This window comes from Yersinia sp. 2541 StPb PI, assembly GCF_052217145.1.
GTDB classification, from domain to species: Bacteria; Pseudomonadota; Gammaproteobacteria; order Enterobacterales; family Enterobacteriaceae; genus Yersinia; species Yersinia enterocolitica_E.
The window spans coordinates 2,198,013-2,214,801 of sequence record NZ_JAZGQB010000001.1 but is presented as its reverse complement, the minus strand read 5'-3'; the positions used below and the strand labels follow the sequence as shown (position 1 = coordinate 2,214,801).

Below are 16,789 nucleotides of genomic sequence, written 5' to 3'. Positions count from 1 at the left end.
ACTCAGTTTTTACGGAACATTTTCAGCATGCGCTGGGTGACCGTAAAGCCACCAAAAATGTTGATACTGGCAATCAGTACGGCAATAAAGGATAAGAAGCTTACCCAACCGCCATGGCCAATCTGCAATAATGCACCGACGACAATAATGCCTGAAATGGCGTTAGTGACTGACATTAAAGGTGTATGTAGTGCATGGCTGACGTTCCACACCACGTAATAACCCACTACGCACGCCAGTGCAAAGACCGTAAAGTGAGATAAAAACTCTTTCGGAGCAACATTTGCTAACCAGCCAAACAACACAACGACCAGTGCCATAATGATGTATTTCGGCCATGGCGAGCTAGGCTTGGCGTCTTCTTTCACAATAGGTTCAGCTTTAGCCGCCTGAGGCTGTGCTGATACCTGAATAGGCGGCGCTGGCCACGTTATTTCACCGGTTTTGACCACGGTTACACCGCGAATCACGGTATCTTCGAAATCAATATCTATCTCACCATTTTTCTCTTTACAGAGTAATTTCAGCAAGTTAACCAAGTTGGTTCCGTAAAGTTGCGATGACTGTGTGGGTAAACGGCTAGGTAGATCGGTATAGCCGATAATTTTTACGCCATTGTCTGTCACTGTCACTTTATCGGCGACGGTCAGTTCACAGTTACCACCGGTTTGCGCTGCCAGGTCAACAATCACACTGCCCGACTTCATGGATGCCACCATCTCTTTGGTGATCAACCGAGGAGCAGGTTTACCCGGAATCAGTGCAGTGGTAACAATGATGTCCACTTCAGCAGCTTGAGCGGCAAACAGTGCCATCTCGGCTTTGATAAAAGCGTCAGACATCACTTTGGCGTAACCATCACCACTGCCCGCTTCTTCCTCAAAGTCCAGCTCAAGGAATTCAGCACCCATACTCTGAACTTGTTCTTTTACTTCTGGGCGGGTGTCGAATGCACGCACGATAGCACCCATACTCCCTGCCGCCCCGATGGCTGCCAAACCTGCAACCCCAGCCCCGATAATTACCACTTTCGCCGGTGGAACTTTACCCGCGGCCGTAATTTGCCCAGTGAAGAAGCGACCAAATTCATGGGCAGCTTCAACAATGGCACGATAGCCGGCTATATTGGCCATTGAACTGAGCGCATCCATCGATTGCGCGCGAGATATGCGCGGCACTGAATCCATGGCCAATACGGTTACCTGACGCTCCGCTAACTTTTGCAGTAATTCCGGGTTTTGAGCTGGCCAGATAAAACTGGCTAACGTACTCCCAGCACGCATCAGGCTAATTTCTTCCTCAAGGGGCGCATTCACTTTGAGGATAAGGTCGGATTGCCACACATCGGTGGTATCCGTAATGGTGGCACCCGCTTCCTGGTACGCCGCATCGTCGAAGCTGGCTAAGTGACCAGCTCCACTTTCAATCGCCACGGTGAAGCCTAATTTCAGCAGTTGTTCCACCGTTTTCGGCGTTGCTGCAACACGGGCTTCATTGGCCAACCGCTCTTTTGGTACACCAATACGCATAATGTTCCCTTTTTACCTGTCTTTGATGATGAGTATTGCCATATCCATCTTACTCGGCGTTGCTGGGACGTTAGCGACTTACACTCACCCGAACCACTGACGTGGGATTCGTTTGCTTGCAGCCTACCGGCAACACCCACTAATTTGGGTATGCTTCAGTTCTATTTGGTTACTGATAAACCTGCTTTGCTACAGCTCCCTATAACCTACTGAAAATGTGACTGATGATCCATATCTGTGTGTGCTTCTGGTGCAGTTTTTGCACTAAAACTGGCAGGCGGAAAGAACTCTCTATAATTCACTACAAAAATAATATTTACTAGCGGCTTGTCCTGCAACTTTGCACCAAAATAACAAGCCGGACAATAATGAGGCAGCCCAGTAATGGCGCGGCATCAGGTTAGCAAAATGTAAATAATCAGCACTTATGACGTTAAAGCAATTATTCGTAAAGCTTATCCCTATTATTGCTGTAAAGTACCGGCGGGCTAATCTTCAGAATTGATATACTAAGTCATATAAATTGCTGAGACACCCGCCATTATTACATGTAATAATCATCTGCTATTCTGTTACACATCAATTGTTCCGCACGTATCAACGTTAATGCGCAAGGCGAAAGGATTTTTTATGAAGCTGAAATACACGATCATCGCATCGGCATTGCTATCACTCACCGCGCTTTCTGCTGCACAAGCGGCAAAAGAACTCGCGCCTGAGCAAGCAGCAGCCATTAAGCCATTTGATCGCATTACTATTACTGGCCGATTTAATGCAATAAATGAAGCAGCGGATGCGGTATCCCGCCGTGCTGACAAATTGGGTGCAGACTCCTTCTATATTCAGGATATCAACAGCAACAATAATGGCGGCAACTGGCGTGTAACGGCCGATGTTTATCATAACGATGCAGCGGAAGTGAGCAAAGAAACCCAGTATCGCGTCTTTAATGATGTGAAAGAATTGCCAAAAGCAGAAGCCTACGCGCTTCAGCCTTATGATACCGTTTCTGTTAGTGGCTTCTTCCGCAGCCAGCCTGATATCAACGATGCCATTTCAAAAGCGGCAAAAGAGAAAGGGGCTTACTCCTTCTTTATCGTACGTCAGGTTGATGCAAACCAAGGCGGTAACCAGTTTGTTACGGCATATGTTTATAAAGCAGATGCGGCAAAACGTGTTGTCCAGAGCCCGGATGTTATTCCTGCCGATTCTGATGCTGGTCGTGCGGCACTGGCTGCCGGTGGCGCAGCTGCTGCCAACGTTGAAATCCCAGGTGTTGCCTCTTCAGGTACGCCAAGTGCTGATGTGGGCCGTTTCTTCGAAACGCAATCATCAACCGGTAAACGTTACACTGTCACCCTGAATGATGGTACTCAAATTCAGGAGCTGAATAACACGACAGCCGCACAGATGGTGCCGTTTGATTCTATTACCTTTAGCGGTCACTACAACAGCATGACTGACGTATCTCATGAAGTGGCTAAACGTGCTGCGGCAAAAGGTGCGAAGTATTACCATGTGACTCGCCAGTGGCAGAACCAAAGTGGTGGTAACCTGAGTGTTAGCGCTGACTTGTTCAAATAAGTTTGCTTAAATCGTTACTGTAAGGGCAGCTCCGTGCTGCCTTTTTTTATGTGTCTGCTGTTGTCCTGCTTCTTATTGGTACGGACTGAATAATTTTTTGCCCAAATCGCATAACCAATCATTGCATGATCGCGTTCCACTCCGTAAAATCTCCCCAAAAATTTGGGGCTATTATCTGTCAATTATCGATAATATTTCCTCATATAATGCTGCTTACAAGTCAGTAACCATTCATTAATACTTTCAAAACCAGGATCCATAATTGGAAAAAAAACTCGGCCTGACTGCGTTAACCGCGCTGGTCCTTAGCTCAATGCTGGGAGCGGGTGTCTTCAGCTTACCGCAAAATATGGCAGAAGTTGCCAGCCCTGCGGCACTGCTTATCGGCTGGAGTATTACCGGCGTGGGGATCATCTTCCTGGCGTTTGCCATGCTGTTACTGACGCGTTTGCGCCCTGATCTCGATGGCGGAATATTCACCTATGCCAAAGAAGGCTTTGGTGATCTTATCGGTTTTTTCTCAGCCTGGGGTTACTGGCTATGCGCCGTTATTGCTAATGTCTCTTACTTAGTAATTGTTTTTGCTGCATTAAGCTTCTTTACTGATAAATCGGGTCACATTATCTTCGGTGAAGGGAATACTTGGCAGGCATTGCTGGGAGCCTCCTTCCTGCTATGGTTGGTGCATGCACTGGTTCTGCGCGGTGTCCAAACCGCCGCCAGTATTAACCTGGCCGCCACCTTGGCAAAACTGCTGCCTATCGGTGGTTTTATTGTGTTGGCAGGACTTGCATTCAGCCTTGATACTTTCAGTTTTGATTTTAGTGGTGTCGCGCTGCATACCCCGGTCTGGCAGCAGGTTAAGGACACCATGCTAATAACGCTCTGGGTCTTTATTGGTGTGGAAGGCGCAGTCGTTGTTTCGGCCCGCGCACGCAATAAAAAAGATGTGGGTCGGGCAACCATGTTAGCCGTACTTTCTGCCCTGTGCGTTTATTTGCTCATTACCCTATTGTCTCTTGGCGTAGTGCCGCGGGCTGAGTTAGCAGGCATGCGTAATCCGTCGATGGCTGGAATTATGGTCGAGATGATTGGCCCTTGGGGGGAAGTCATCATTGCCACTGGGCTCATTATTTCTGTGTGTGGCGCTTATCTTAGCTGGACCATTATGGCTGCTGAAGTGCCGATGGTTGCAGCTAAGCACGGGGCTTTTCCCAAAATGTTCCGCCATCAGAATAAAAACAATGCACCGGCACAATCTTTGTGGTTAACCAACTGCGCAGTACAGGTGGCTCTGATTCTGATTTGGCTGACGGGTAGCAATTACAATACCTTACTAACAATTGCGTCAGAAATGATTCTGGTACCCTATTTCCTCGTGGGAGCCTTCTTATTTAAAGTCGCCTTAAAGCGTCATGACTGGCGTTTGATTGTTGCTGCCAGTGGTGCGTGCTTGTATGGTTTGTGGTTAATTTATGCTGCCGGATTAGTGTACCTGCTGTTGTCCGTTCTGTTATATGCCCCAGGATTATTGGTATTTATTTATGCGCGCAAAGGGCATGAAGGGCTGAAATTACTCAATACCGTGGAACGAGCGGCTATCTGCCTGGTGTTGATTGCAACTATTCCAGCAACCTGGCTCGCGATGCATTAAGCCCGAATAAAAGCGGCGAAAAATAAGATCTCAAATGGGCTGACCGCGTTACCTCAGTTTGCCCGTTTGAGTATCGTCTGTTAACTAATGATTAGCTGCTCCCGCCAAATCCACCGATAAACACTCCCCCTGCTGGTTTAATTTTATCGATTCCGGCAATTTTTGTTTAATCTCACCGAATTGATCAGTATCCAAAGGGTAAGGCAACTGGATATCCAACACCGTAATGCCCTGTTGTTCGGCTAGCCGAATCAAGCGAACAATATTGGTTTGGTCATTAAGCTGGGTAGATAATACCTGTAAGGCCAATGCTTTAAGCCGCTCTTGCGGTGTTTTTTCCGATTCAGTCTGCGATTTTACTACCATGCCAAATATCGGCATAACACCATAAATCGCATCGATAAAACTCCACCGTTTTTTGCATGATGCGGCTAAAAATTCCGTGTAATTGAAACAAACCTTTTCACTGTGCGCTGGCGCACCAATGTGTTCGCCACTCATCCCTCAGTCCTCAGCTGATCGATACAGCTATTCATTAATCGTAAGTATTGATATATAAACGATAGGCGCAACAAAATAGAGATGACGATATAATCACTTTTATTAATATAATGAAATGATTTACCTGTTGTCTAGCAATCACTCATCAGCATTAATGATAAGCGGAATAAATAACATGCATAGTATTGCTGTCAACTGCGCGCTATGCTGAATTCTGGCACCTTTATAAACTGAAAAACATGACCAAAATTGTTTTTGTGGAAGACGACCCGGAAGTCGGAAAATTGATTGCTGCCTATCTGGGTAAGCATGACATTGATGTGTTTGTAGAACCCCGTGGCGATACGGCCCAGGCGGTGATTGAACAACAACAACCGGACTTGGTATTGCTTGATATCATGTTGCCAGGAAAAGATGGCATGACGCTGTGTCGTGATTTGCGGCCGGTTTATGAGGGGCCGATTGTGCTACTGACCTCGCTTGACAGTGATATGAACCATATTCTGTCGCTTGAAATGGGCGCAAATGACTATATTCTCAAAACCACACCACCCGCAGTACTGCTAGCACGCCTACGGCTACATCTTCGCCAGCATAATCAGCAACAAAGCAAAGAGATCATTAGTCCGCCATTTACCGGTCATAATGCGATTCATTTCGGCTTACTCTGTATCGATCCGGTAAACCGCCAAGTTAATCTTAATGATGAAGAGATAACATTATCCACGTCTGATTTTGATTTGTTATGGGAGTTAGCTACCCATGCAGGAATAATAATGGACCGTGAAGCGCTACTGAAAAATTTACGCGGCGTCAGCTACGACGGCATGGACCGCAGTATAGACGTTGCCATCTCGCGTTTGCGGCGCAAACTCTATGACAATGCTTTCGAGCCATTTCGCATCAAAACCGTGCGTAATAAAGGCTATTTATTCGCCCCCAATGCCTGGGAGTCCGTGCAACAATGAGGAAGCTATTTATTCAGTTTTTCTTATTGCTGTTCGTCTGTTTTATGGTGATGGCGATGCTGGTTGGCTTGGTTTACAAAGTCACCGCAGAGCGTGCTGGCAGGCAGTCATTAGATGACCTGATGAAAAGTTCACTTTCGTTGATGCGCAGTGAATTGCGGGAAATTCCCCTGAAGGATTGGAATAAAACCATTGCTACACTGGACTTAAATCTTTCCTTTCAGTTGCATATAGAACCTCTCGATAAACGGGATCTCGGCGAGCGGTTGAATAAACGCCTGCGCGCCGGTGAAATTATTGCGTTAGATGATGAATATACTTTCCTGCAACGTATCCCACGCAGTCACTACGTTCTTGCTGTCGGCCCAGTCCCCTATTTATTTTATTTGCATCAAATGCGCCTGCTCGACTTGGCCTTATTAATCCTGATTGGTATGTCCTTAGCGCTGCCAGTATTCTTGTGGATGCGCCCGCACTGGAAAGACCTACTGAAACTGGAGAATGCGGCTCAGCGACTGGGGGCTGGCTATCTTGACGAGCGAACCCATTTTGATCCTACGTCCAGTTTAAACCGCTTAGGCGTAGCGTTTAATCAAATGGCTGACAATATCAATACTCTGATTGTTAGCAAGAAATTACTCATTGATGGTATTGCTCATGAACTCCGCACACCGCTCGTGCGTTTACGCTATCGTTTAGCGATGAGTGACAACCTGACAGAAAGTGAACAATTGGCTTTAAATCATGATATTGGCCAGTTAGAAGCACTGATTGATGAGTTACTGACCTACGCTCGATTGGACCGCCCGCAGGTTTCCCTTAATCTGGAACCCATCGACCTACCCGCCTGGTTAACAGCAAAAGTCGTGGATATGCGCTTAATCCATAGTGATCGGGAAATCGAACTCGATATCCCCCATCGCGGTGACTTTGGTGCTGTTGACCTGCGTCTGATGGAGCGCGTATTAGATAATCTGGTTAATAACGCGCTACGCTATTCCACTCAACGACTGCGTATCGGATTATGGTTTGATGGTGACAACGCCTGCTTGCAAGTTGAAGATGATGGGCCTGGTATCCCTTTGGAAGAGCGCGCACGCGTTTTTGAGCCTTTTGTTCGCCTCGATCCCAGCCGCGACCGGGCAACGGGAGGCTGTGGCTTGGGCTTGGCGATTGTTCACTCCATCGCACTGGCTTATCAAGGCAGTATCTCCGTCGATGCCAGTTCATTAGGCGGTGCCAGTTTCCGTTTCTGTTGGCCGGTAAAAAGCCTTTACTCACTGTCCGTTGCTCAAGATTAAGCACTAACTTTTACTTTGGAGTGTTTTATGACCACCGCTTACCACCACCTGCGTACAACCTTTACCCGGCTTGCACGTTTCGAACACCTGTCGGCTATTGCCGGATGGGATATGCAGACTATGATGCCAGTGAAAGGTAACCTTGCCCGCTCAGAAGCGATGGCGGAGCTGAATGTCTTACAACACCAGATATTAACGGCCAACCAGGTTGGTGAATGGTTAAAACAAGCTGAGCAAGAAACACTTGATGATATTGAGCAGGCAAATTTATGCGAAATGCGTCGCCATTATGACAATGCAGTCCTGCTGCCAGAAGCACTGGTAGAAGCTAAATCACTGGCAGGGGCGCGATGTGAGCATGCATGGCGGCAACAGCGTATCGCTAATGATTGGCATGGTTTTGCAAAGAACTTGCGGGAAGTGGTAAAACTCAGCCGTGAAGAAGCCTCGATACGTTCTCAGGCGGCTGGTATCTCGGGTTATGACGCATTACTTAATCTCTATGAACCAGGGACTAACAGTGCCGATTTAGACCGTATATTTGGTGATCTTAAGCAATGGCTACCTGACCTATTACAAAAAGTGACGGCTAAACAAGCCAATGAAAACTGCCTGATACCACAGGGCACTTTTGACGTGGAAAAACAGCGTCAGCTTGGGTTACAAGTGATGAAAGTACTCGGTTTTGACTTTGACGGCGGGCGGGTCGATGTCAGTGTACATCCGTTCTGCGGTGGTGTTCCTCAAGACGTACGCATTACAACTCGTTATAACGAACAAGAATTTCTCAGTTCATTAATGGGTATTGTGCATGAAACAGGCCATGCCCGTTATGAGCAAAATCTACCACGTGAATGGTTAGGGCAACCCATTTCCCATGCACGGTCAACCGCCATCCATGAGTCCCAAAGCTTACTGTTTGAGATGCAATTAGCACGCAGTAATGAATTCTTACAAGTGATCCGCCCACTGGTAGCAAACCAATTTGGGGATCAACCCGCTTTTGCGCAACAGAACTTCATAGCTCTCAATCAACGGGTTAAAACAGGTTTTATTCGAGTTGATGCCGATGAAGTGAGCTATCCTGCCCATGTTATATTGCGGTATGAAATCGAAAAAGCGTTGATCAGTGGTGAAATCGAAGTAGATGATATCCCTATGCTGTGGAATGAGAAAATGCAGCAATACCTCGGTATTAATACTGAGGGTAATTACCGTAACGGATGTATGCAAGATATCCATTGGACCGATGGTGCTTTTGGCTATTTCCCAACCTATACATTGGGTGCAATGTATGCAGCGCAACTGTTCCAAACTGCCCGTGATGCTATGCCGGGGCTGGATAAAAGTATCGCTAGTGGCGATCTCAGCGCCCTATTCACCTGGTTACAACAGAATATCTGGCAGCATGGCAGTCGTTACTCAACCGCAGAATTAATTACCAAGGCTACCGGTGAAACACTTAACCCTCGCTATTTCCGCCAACATTTAGAGCGGCGCTATTTGTAATTTATTGCGTGTTAGTCTGCGCCTAAGCTCTCATTAGGGTTGGGCGCCTTCTCCCTGCATAACTCAAATTACATCCCCACTATCAAGCGACGTTGATGTTACATAAGACGATAAGTTTATTAAAAGGCTATATGTATGTTGTAACTAAAATAAGTGATTTAGTCGGTTATTTATCTGGTTTATTGCCGTTGTACAATCGGTTACAAGCCGAAACCAATGACTCACGGAAGCCAGTATATATTTCCTCTACTCTCTTTATAACGACCCAACGGGGCCGATATACAAACAGAACACTGAGGAATAAATTATGAAAACAGTATTAGCTCTGATTGTTGCTGCAACCTTGGGTGTATCATCTATAGCAATAGCCGCCGACACCGTTGCACCACCGGCAGCACCCGTTGTTACAGCACCTGTAGCTCATAGTGCACCGGCTAAAACCATGCACCACAAGAAAGCTAAAAAATCTGATTCGATGAAAAAAATGGATAAAGCAGCCCCGGTGCAAAAAGCACAGGCAGCCAAAAAACACCATAAAAAAGCGACACACAGTAAGTCAGCTCCAACCGCAGTGCCAGTGACCAAATAGCGGCAGCATTTAACTTGTGAAAGCTACAACAGGCTCTCACGATTGACCTGCAACAGCGATTCACTCGACACCCGGTTTACCGGGTGTTTTTTATTAGGAGTGCTGATAATGCTGCGCCATTATTTATTTGAAATCACTTTAGCCATATTAGTTATTTGCGGTCTGATCACATTATTCTTTTATTTATAGTACCAACGGCCGATAGCGCTCTAAAATTATCGAAAAATCAATTACTGACAACATATGACACAACTTATTATGTCTATAGTTAGCGCTAGTAGAGCCGTGATTGGTCGTCTAATCAGCAGGTCTCAGGTGTGTTAATGGATAACCTTTGGTCAGTAAATAAAGGCAAGGCTAATTATTTATGCGTTTATCTTCATTATTACTATTGAGTCTGTTGCCACTTTCCATCTCTATGGCTTTAGCCCTTCCCCCCACTGACAAGCCGGATGATGAAAGCAGCATTGCGGATCAAACCACGTTGTTCTTCGGGAAAGATGACCGTACAGCGATAACAAATAGTACGGAGTGGCCGTGGCAAGCCATTGGGCAAGTTGAAACAACCAGTGGCAACCTTTGCACAGCAACGTTAATCTCCCCTCGTCTGGCGCTCACCGCAGGCCATTGCGTTCTTACCCCACCGGGGAAAATTGATCGCGCTGTTGCCTTACGTTTTATTTCTCATGATGGTCATTGGAAGTACCAGATTACCCGACTGGAAACGCTGGTTGATGCCAAATTAGGTAAAAAACTTAAACCTGATGGCGATGGTTGGATAGTTCCACCCGCCGCCGCCGCTTATGATTTTGCACTTATTCGGTTAACTAACACAAAGCCTATCCCGATTAAGCCGTTACCGCTTTGGGATGGAACCTCAAGTGAGCTGACACAAGCGCTTAAATTGGTTAATCGTAAAATAACTCAAGCGGGTTATCCCCTTGATCATCTTGAAACTTTATACAGCCATGAAGACTGTCTGGTTACCGGGTGGGCACAACAGGGCGTACTCTCACACCAATGCGATACCTTGCCAGGTGACAGTGGTTCCCCACTATTACTAAAAAATGACGACACGTGGTCTTTAATTGCGATTCAAAGTTCTGCACCGGCCGCCAAAGACCGCTATCTTGCGGATAACCGCGCCCTAGCGGTAACGGCGATTAGAGAACGGTTAAAAACGCTCGCTAAAAATGCAGCAAAGTGACCACTTTATTCAGTGATACACAGAGTGAGGGATATCCCCTATTTCTTACTGACACAATGGGGCTTTTGGTTGAATTTGAAAACAAAAGTCCCACCTAATGCTGCTGCGTAACGGCTCAACGTGGTGAGGTTGGGAGAAATGATACCTTTCTCCATACGGCTGATATTTTGTTTTTTCAGCCCTGCTCGTTGCGCCACTTCCTCTTGTGTTAAATTACATTGCTGACGGGCAGCTTTCAGCTCAGTCATCATGGCGTCGCGAATCTGCAAGTCTGTGTAAGCTTCTTTGACCTGAGGATGATTTAAAGCATCTGTTTTAACCTCAGCAAAAGAAATAATGTCAAAGTCATCTTGTTTTTTCATGGTTGCAATCTCCGTTTGATTTCCTTCATCCGCTGATAAGCCAACATCAGTGTTCGTCTTGGGGTCTTTTGCGTCTTCTTTTGTAAGATATGAATGATGTAAACCTGCCAACCCAGGTGGTAAAAGAAAAAACCACGCCCGCCCCCCTCTCTAGCACTAACCCGCAATTCCTTTAGCCCGCGCCCAATATCCCGCACCTCTGGCTCCCGCAACTCATGACCATAAGCCTCTAACTCATCCATAGCTTTAATCAGAGCCGCCTGAATGCCTACAGGTAATTTAAACAACTCGCGCTGTGCCAACCTCAACAAACTAATTTGATACATAAGCAATCCCTGCACTGGAAAAACTCTATCAAACTCACCATAGGTAATCAAATATGGTGACCCTAAATCAGACAAACTTTAACCCAATGGTCTGATTTATCAGTACCCATATAGCGGGAGTTCAAGATAGGAGGCAATAACGCCGCGGCCATGCAGCCCAGTTAATTTACAATTCTCGAGAGGCTTCGCATCAACATCAGCAAGTTTCATCTATTACATAGTTGACATGCAGATAAAAATAGATGAATCATAAAGATAGTGAATTTTATAGCGGTATATTAGGAAGGAATTTAGTCAGTAAGAGACTCCGCGTCTAAATCAATGATACTTAGAACGCGGAGTGATATTAATCGCTAATCAGGCAGAAAGCTGTTCGATAGTTTGTAGAATACGCTTGTCAGAAATAGGGTAAGCTGTCCCCAATTGCTGGGCAAATAAGCTCACACGCAGTTCTTCAATCATCCAGCGAACTTCTTTAACATCTTCATCTTGCTGGCGTTTTGGCGGCAATTTATGCAGCCATTGCTGCCACATCTGTTGCACATGTTCTACGCGTAGCATTTGGGCACGATCACGATGAGGGTCCATAGCCAGCTTTTCCAATCGGCGCTCAATCGCTTGCAGATAACGCAGTGTATCCGGCAGACGTTTCCAACCATTATTGGTCACGAAACCACGATAAATAAGCCCCCCTAGCTGGGCTTTGATATCAGAGAGAGCCAATGCCATTGAGATATCTATCCGGCCTTTCAGTCGCTTATTAATACTGAATACCGTCGTCAGAATTTGTTCAACTTGCTTGGCAATCTCAACCACCGTGTCATTCAGTTCAGCACGAACCTTTTCCTGTAGTCGAGCGAACTCCGCCTCTTGCCATGCGGGGCCACCATGCTGCGCAACTAACTTATCCACACCACAAGCAATGCAGTCATCAATCAGGTCCAACACTTTGCCATAAGGATTAAAATAGAGCCCGAGCTTGGATTTGTTCGGCAATTTCTCATGTAAATACTTTATAGGGGATGGGATATTCAATAATAGTAAACGTCTTGTCCCCTGCCACATAGCTTGTTGTTGCTGAGATTCTGTATCAAACAAGCGAATAGCGACACTGTCTTTTTCATCCACCAGTGCCGGGTATGCCTTGACTTCATAGCCACCACGACGCTGCTCATAGCACAGCGGTAGATCACCGAAACTCCAGATATGTAAGTCAGTTTGTTCAATACCATCGTCGGCAACGGCGGACAATGTTTCCTGCACTTTCTCTTGTAACTGTAGCTTCAAGGCAGCAAGGTCTTTACCTTCACGCAAAATACGATTTTTATCATCGAGCACACGGAAGGTTATTTTAAGATGATCTGGAACTTGGTCCCATTGCCAACTATCACGTGACACTGTCACACCCGTCATGCGCCGCAGTTCACGCTCTAATGCATCGAGCAGCCCCACCTCCATCGGGGTAACGCGGGCCAGAAACGCCTCAGCATAATTGGGCGCGGGGACAAAATTGCGCCGCACCGGTTTAGGCAAAGACTTGATCAGTGCAATCACTAATTCACGCCGAATCCCCGGTATCTGCCAATCAAAACCCTGCTCTTGGATCTGATTAAGGATGGGCAACGGGATATGTACGGTTACCCCATCAGCGTCAGTACCGGGTTCAAATTGGTAGGAAAGCCGTAACTTAAGCGACCCCTGATACCAAAAATTGGGATAGTCGAGCGGGTTAACTTTGTTCGCGCCATCTTTGATAAGCATGGTTTTTTCAAAGTTCAATAACTCTGGCTGTGTCTGGCTGGTTTTCTTCCACCAGCTATCAAAATGACGGGCTGAAATAACCTCGCGACCAATTCGCTGGTCATAGAAGTTAAACAGTGTCTCATCATCCACCAGAATATCGCGCCGACGTGATTTGTGTTCCAACTCTTCAACTTCAGCCAATAGTTTGAGATTGGCGCGGAAAAAAGCGTGACGCGTTTGCCAATCCCCCTCCACCAAGCCATGACGAATAAACAACTCACGGCATAGCGGTGGGTCAATCGGGCCGTAATTGATTTTGCGCTCAGCAACTATGGGTAAACCGAATAGGGTGACTTTCTCACTGGCCATCACTGCACCCTGTGCTTTCTCCCAATGCGGATCACTATAATGGTGTTTCACCAAATGCTGCGCCAAAGGTTCGATCCATTCCGGCTCGATGCGGGCAGCAATGCGGCCCCATAAGCGACTGGTTTCGACCAGCTCAGCCACCATGCTCCATTTCGGCGGTTTTTTAAATAAACCGGAACCGGGGAAGATAGCAAACCTTGCGTTACGAGCACCGGTATACTCTTGCTTTTCAACATCTTTTTGGCCGATATGAGATAACAAACCGGTCAATATCGCGGTATGCACGCTACGGTAGTCGGCTGCAACACTATTCACCGGAATACCCAGTTCTTTCACCACCTGGCGCAGTTGCGTGTAGATATCCTGCCATTCGCGCACCCGCAGATAGTTGAGAAAGTCACTACGGCACAGTTTACGGAACTGCGCTGATGACAACTCTTTTTGCTGCTCTTTCAGGTAATCCCATAAGTTAACAAACGCTAGGAAATCAGAATCCTTATCCGCAAAGCGACGATGTTTTTCATCAGAAGCCTGCTGCTTATCCATTGGCCGTTCACGCGGGTCCTGAATCGACAACGCCGAGGTAATGATCATCAGTTCACGGACACTGCCACTTTTCTGTGCTTCCAGCACCATCCGTGCCAGACGAGGGTCGACGGGCAATTGCGCTAATTGTCGCCCCAGCGGGGTCAGTTGTTGATGACCATTATCAGCGGTTTGTATCGCACCCAGCTCTTCCAGTAACCGAACACCATCTTGGATATTGCGTTTATCGGGGGCTTCCACAAACGGGAATGCCGCAATATCACCCAGACCGAGTGACGTCATTTGCAAAATGACGGAGGCCAGGTTGGTTCGTAGAATTTCCGGGTCGGTAAACTCTGGGCGAGAGAGGAAGTCCTGCTCAGAATAAAGACGGATACAGATACCGTCTGACACACGGCCACAGCGGCCTTTACGCTGATTAGCTGACGCCTGAGACACCGGCTCGATAGGCAACCGCTGCACCTTAGTACGGAAGCTATAACGGCTGATGCGAGCTGTACCGGGGTCAATCACGTACTTAATCCCAGGTACGGTGAGCGAGGTTTCAGCCACGTTGGTCGCCAATACAATTCGCCGCCCATGATGCGACTGGAACACCCGATTCTGCTCACTGTTTGATAAGCGGGCATAGAGTGGTAGTACTTCCGTATGGGGCAGATTTTGCTTCATCAATGCATCAGCGGTATCACGAATCTCACGCTCACCACTCATAAAGATCAGAATATCGCCGGGACTTTCATGGCCTAACTCATCAACCGCATCAAAAATAGCCTGTAGTTGGTCACGTTCAACATCATCGGCATCATCCACAATGGGGCGATAACGTACTTCGACCGGATAGGTGCGGCCAGAAACCTCGATAATAGGGGCATTATTGAAATGCTGGGAGAAACGCTGCGGATCAATGGTCGCCGAAGTGATAATTACTTTTAGATCTGGGCGTTTGGGTAATAATTCACGCAAATAGCCCAAGATGAAATCAATGTTCAGGCTACGTTCATGGGCTTCATCGATAATCAACGTATCATATTGCATCAACAGACGATCTTGCTGAATTTCAGCCAACAAAATCCCGTCGGTCATCAACTTAACCAGCGTGTTTTCACCCACTTGATCGTTAAAACGCACTTTATAACCGACACAACCGCCAAGGGAGGTATCCAGTTCATCCGCAATACGGTTTGCGACGGTGCGCGCAGCCAGACGACGTGGTTGAGTATGGCCGATCACCCCTTGCACGCCCCGCCCCAATTCCAGGCAAATTTTCGGCAACTGGGTGGTTTTACCGGAACCGGTTTCACCGGCGACGATCACCACCTGATGGTCACGAATAGCATGGTAGATATCTTGCTTTTTCTGGCTGACCGGCAAGTTTTCAGGATAAGTTATCGCCGGACAAGCAGCTCGACGACGAATAACCCGCTGCATGGCGGTTGCTATATCAGCCTCAAGCTCGAGGGTAATCGCCTCTACGGCCTGTGGATTATTAATTTTTCGTGCGCCTTGCAGCCGACGCCGCAGGCGTTGTTGGTCACGGAGCATCAACTCACCGAGTTGGGTGGATAATGCTGCGAGCGAAGATTTCACGTTCTGTGTTCCTTGTTACGATGCGGCTGCAACCTACGGTATCAGCCCAATGATTTTATTCTATGAGTTTGATTGACATATATTTTTTATTAATCGGTATCAATTTTTAACCTGCCAATACACCCATTTTCGACGCCAAATAGATGAGTGCCCCATAGCTTTTATTAGATAAACCCTTACCTGATATGGTAACACAGCCTCGGATTACGCTGTAACCCGACGGAGATTTCCTATCTGATTATCATCGTTCAATTAAATCGAACAAAGAACGCAAAATATTGCGCTATCACTAATAGAAAAATATTAATAAAGTGTATCTCATTGAAAGGGCGAACCGCCTAAGTCTCTGTTACCTGTTAAGGAATTACGATGAGCAAAGTACTGGTCCTGAAATCAAGCATTCTGGCAACTTATTCACAGTCCAACCAATTAGCTGACTTTTTTGTCGAACAATGGCAAGCAGCCCATGCTGACGACGAAATCACCGTACGTGACTTGGCCGCTCAACCGGTTCCGGTGTTAGATGGTGAACTGGTGGGTGCTCTGCGCCCTTCAGATGCCGCGCTAACACCGCGCCAACAAGAGGCTTTGGCACTGTCTGATGAGCTGATTGCGGAACTGCAAGCCAATGACGTGATAGTTATGGCAGCACCAATGTACAACTTCAATATCCCGACGCAGTTGAAAAACTATTTTGACCTGATTGCCCGTGCTGGCGTGACTTTCCGCTACACAGAAAAAGGTCCAGAAGGCTTGGTAACCGGTAAACGTGCCATTATTCTGACCAGCCGTGGGGGCATTCATAAAGACACCCCAACTGATCTGGTGGTGCCTTACCTGCGTCTGTTCCTGGGCTTTATCGGCATTACCGATGTTGAATTTGTGTTTGCAGAAGGCATTGCTTATGGTCCTGAAGTGGCGACCAAAGCACAAGCTGATGCCAAACAGTTACTGGCTCAGGTTGTCAGTGCTTAATTGATAACTTTCGCGCAGAAGTGGGTGTCTCCGTCAATG

13 protein-coding genes are annotated in these 16,789 nt (G+C 47.0%); 8 read left to right on the top strand and 5 right to left on the bottom strand.

Annotated features, from left to right (window positions below; genetic code table 11):
• Positions 1-2 precede the first annotated feature (2 nt).
• Positions 3-1,529 (bottom strand): Re/Si-specific NAD(P)(+) transhydrogenase subunit alpha, encoded by a 1,527-nt coding sequence (pntA, locus tag V1953_RS09845; RefSeq protein WP_083158800.1) that lies wholly within the window; start codon positions 1,527-1,529, stop codon positions 3-5.
• A 630-nt stretch (positions 1,530-2,159) separates the two neighbouring features.
• Between pntA and ydgH the strand changes: the two genes are divergently transcribed.
• A complete protein-coding gene (gene ydgH / locus V1953_RS09840) occupies positions 2,160-3,113 on the top strand; it encodes a DUF1471 family protein YdgH (protein WP_083158798.1) in 954 nt (317 codons plus the stop codon).
• A gap of 262 nt (positions 3,114-3,375) precedes the next feature.
• A complete protein-coding gene (locus V1953_RS09835; RefSeq protein ID WP_083158797.1) occupies positions 3,376-4,767 on the top strand; it encodes an amino acid permease in 1,392 nt (463 codons plus the stop codon).
• A gap of 84 nt (positions 4,768-4,851) precedes the next feature.
• Here V1953_RS09835 and V1953_RS09830 read toward each other — a convergent pair whose 3' ends face one another.
• Positions 4,852-5,268 (bottom strand): hypothetical protein, encoded by a 417-nt coding sequence (locus V1953_RS09830; protein ID WP_442850859.1) that lies wholly within the window; start codon positions 5,266-5,268, stop codon positions 4,852-4,854.
• A gap of 239 nt (positions 5,269-5,507) precedes the next feature.
• Here V1953_RS09830 and rstA point away from each other — a divergent pair, with 239 nt between their 5' ends.
• The 5 genes from rstA (at position 5,508) to V1953_RS09805 (ending at position 10,842) form a co-directional block, all read left to right on the top strand.
• Positions 5,508-6,236 carry a two-component system response regulator RstA gene (gene rstA, locus V1953_RS09825; protein WP_083163624.1) on the top strand — a complete coding sequence of 243 codons (729 nt, stop codon included), beginning with the start codon at positions 5,508-5,510 and terminating at the stop codon, positions 6,234-6,236.
• Entirely contained in the window at positions 6,233-7,537 is a 1,305-nt protein-coding gene (gene rstB, locus V1953_RS09820; RefSeq protein WP_083158795.1) for a two-component system sensor histidine kinase RstB, read from the top strand. The genes rstA and rstB overlap by 4 nt, the downstream gene beginning before the upstream one ends.
• 27 nt (positions 7,538-7,564) lie before the next feature.
• Complete coding sequence (locus tag V1953_RS09815; protein WP_193784657.1) at positions 7,565-9,046, top strand: carboxypeptidase M32; 1,482 nt, start codon at positions 7,565-7,567, stop codon at positions 9,044-9,046.
• A 307-nt stretch (positions 9,047-9,353) separates the two neighbouring features.
• Complete coding sequence (gene asr, locus V1953_RS09810) at positions 9,354-9,635, top strand: acid resistance repetitive basic protein Asr (RefSeq protein WP_083158793.1); 282 nt, start codon at positions 9,354-9,356, stop codon at positions 9,633-9,635.
• A gap of 367 nt (positions 9,636-10,002) precedes the next feature.
• On the top strand, positions 10,003-10,842 hold the full coding sequence (locus V1953_RS09805) for a trypsin-like serine peptidase (protein WP_442850858.1): 840 nt from the start codon (positions 10,003-10,005) through the stop codon (positions 10,840-10,842).
• A gap of 38 nt (positions 10,843-10,880) precedes the next feature.
• Here V1953_RS09805 and V1953_RS09800 read toward each other — a convergent pair whose 3' ends face one another.
• The 3 genes from V1953_RS09800 to hrpA all read right to left on the bottom strand — a co-directional run bounded on the left by V1953_RS09800 (position 10,881) and on the right by hrpA (position 15,775).
• Positions 10,881-11,204 carry a helix-turn-helix domain-containing protein gene (locus V1953_RS09800; RefSeq protein WP_083158791.1) on the bottom strand — a complete coding sequence of 108 codons (324 nt, stop codon included), beginning with the start codon at positions 11,202-11,204 and terminating at the stop codon, positions 10,881-10,883.
• The gene (locus V1953_RS09795) at positions 11,201-11,530 is read right to left on the bottom strand and encodes a type II toxin-antitoxin system RelE/ParE family toxin (RefSeq protein ID WP_193784656.1); all 330 of its coding nucleotides are present in this window, start codon (positions 11,528-11,530) and stop codon (positions 11,201-11,203) included. The genes V1953_RS09800 and V1953_RS09795 overlap by 4 nt, the downstream gene beginning before the upstream one ends.
• 357 nt (positions 11,531-11,887) lie before the next feature.
• Positions 11,888-15,775: an ATP-dependent RNA helicase HrpA gene (hrpA, locus tag V1953_RS09790; RefSeq protein WP_083158790.1), complete on the bottom strand. Its 3,888-nt coding sequence runs from the start codon at positions 15,773-15,775 to the stop codon at positions 11,888-11,890.
• A gap of 369 nt (positions 15,776-16,144) precedes the next feature.
• Between hrpA and azoR the strand changes: the two genes are divergently transcribed.
• Positions 16,145-16,750 carry an FMN-dependent NADH-azoreductase gene (azoR, locus tag V1953_RS09785; protein WP_083158789.1) on the top strand — a complete coding sequence of 202 codons (606 nt, stop codon included), beginning with the start codon at positions 16,145-16,147 and terminating at the stop codon, positions 16,748-16,750.
• Positions 16,751-16,789: the final 39 nt, after the last annotated feature.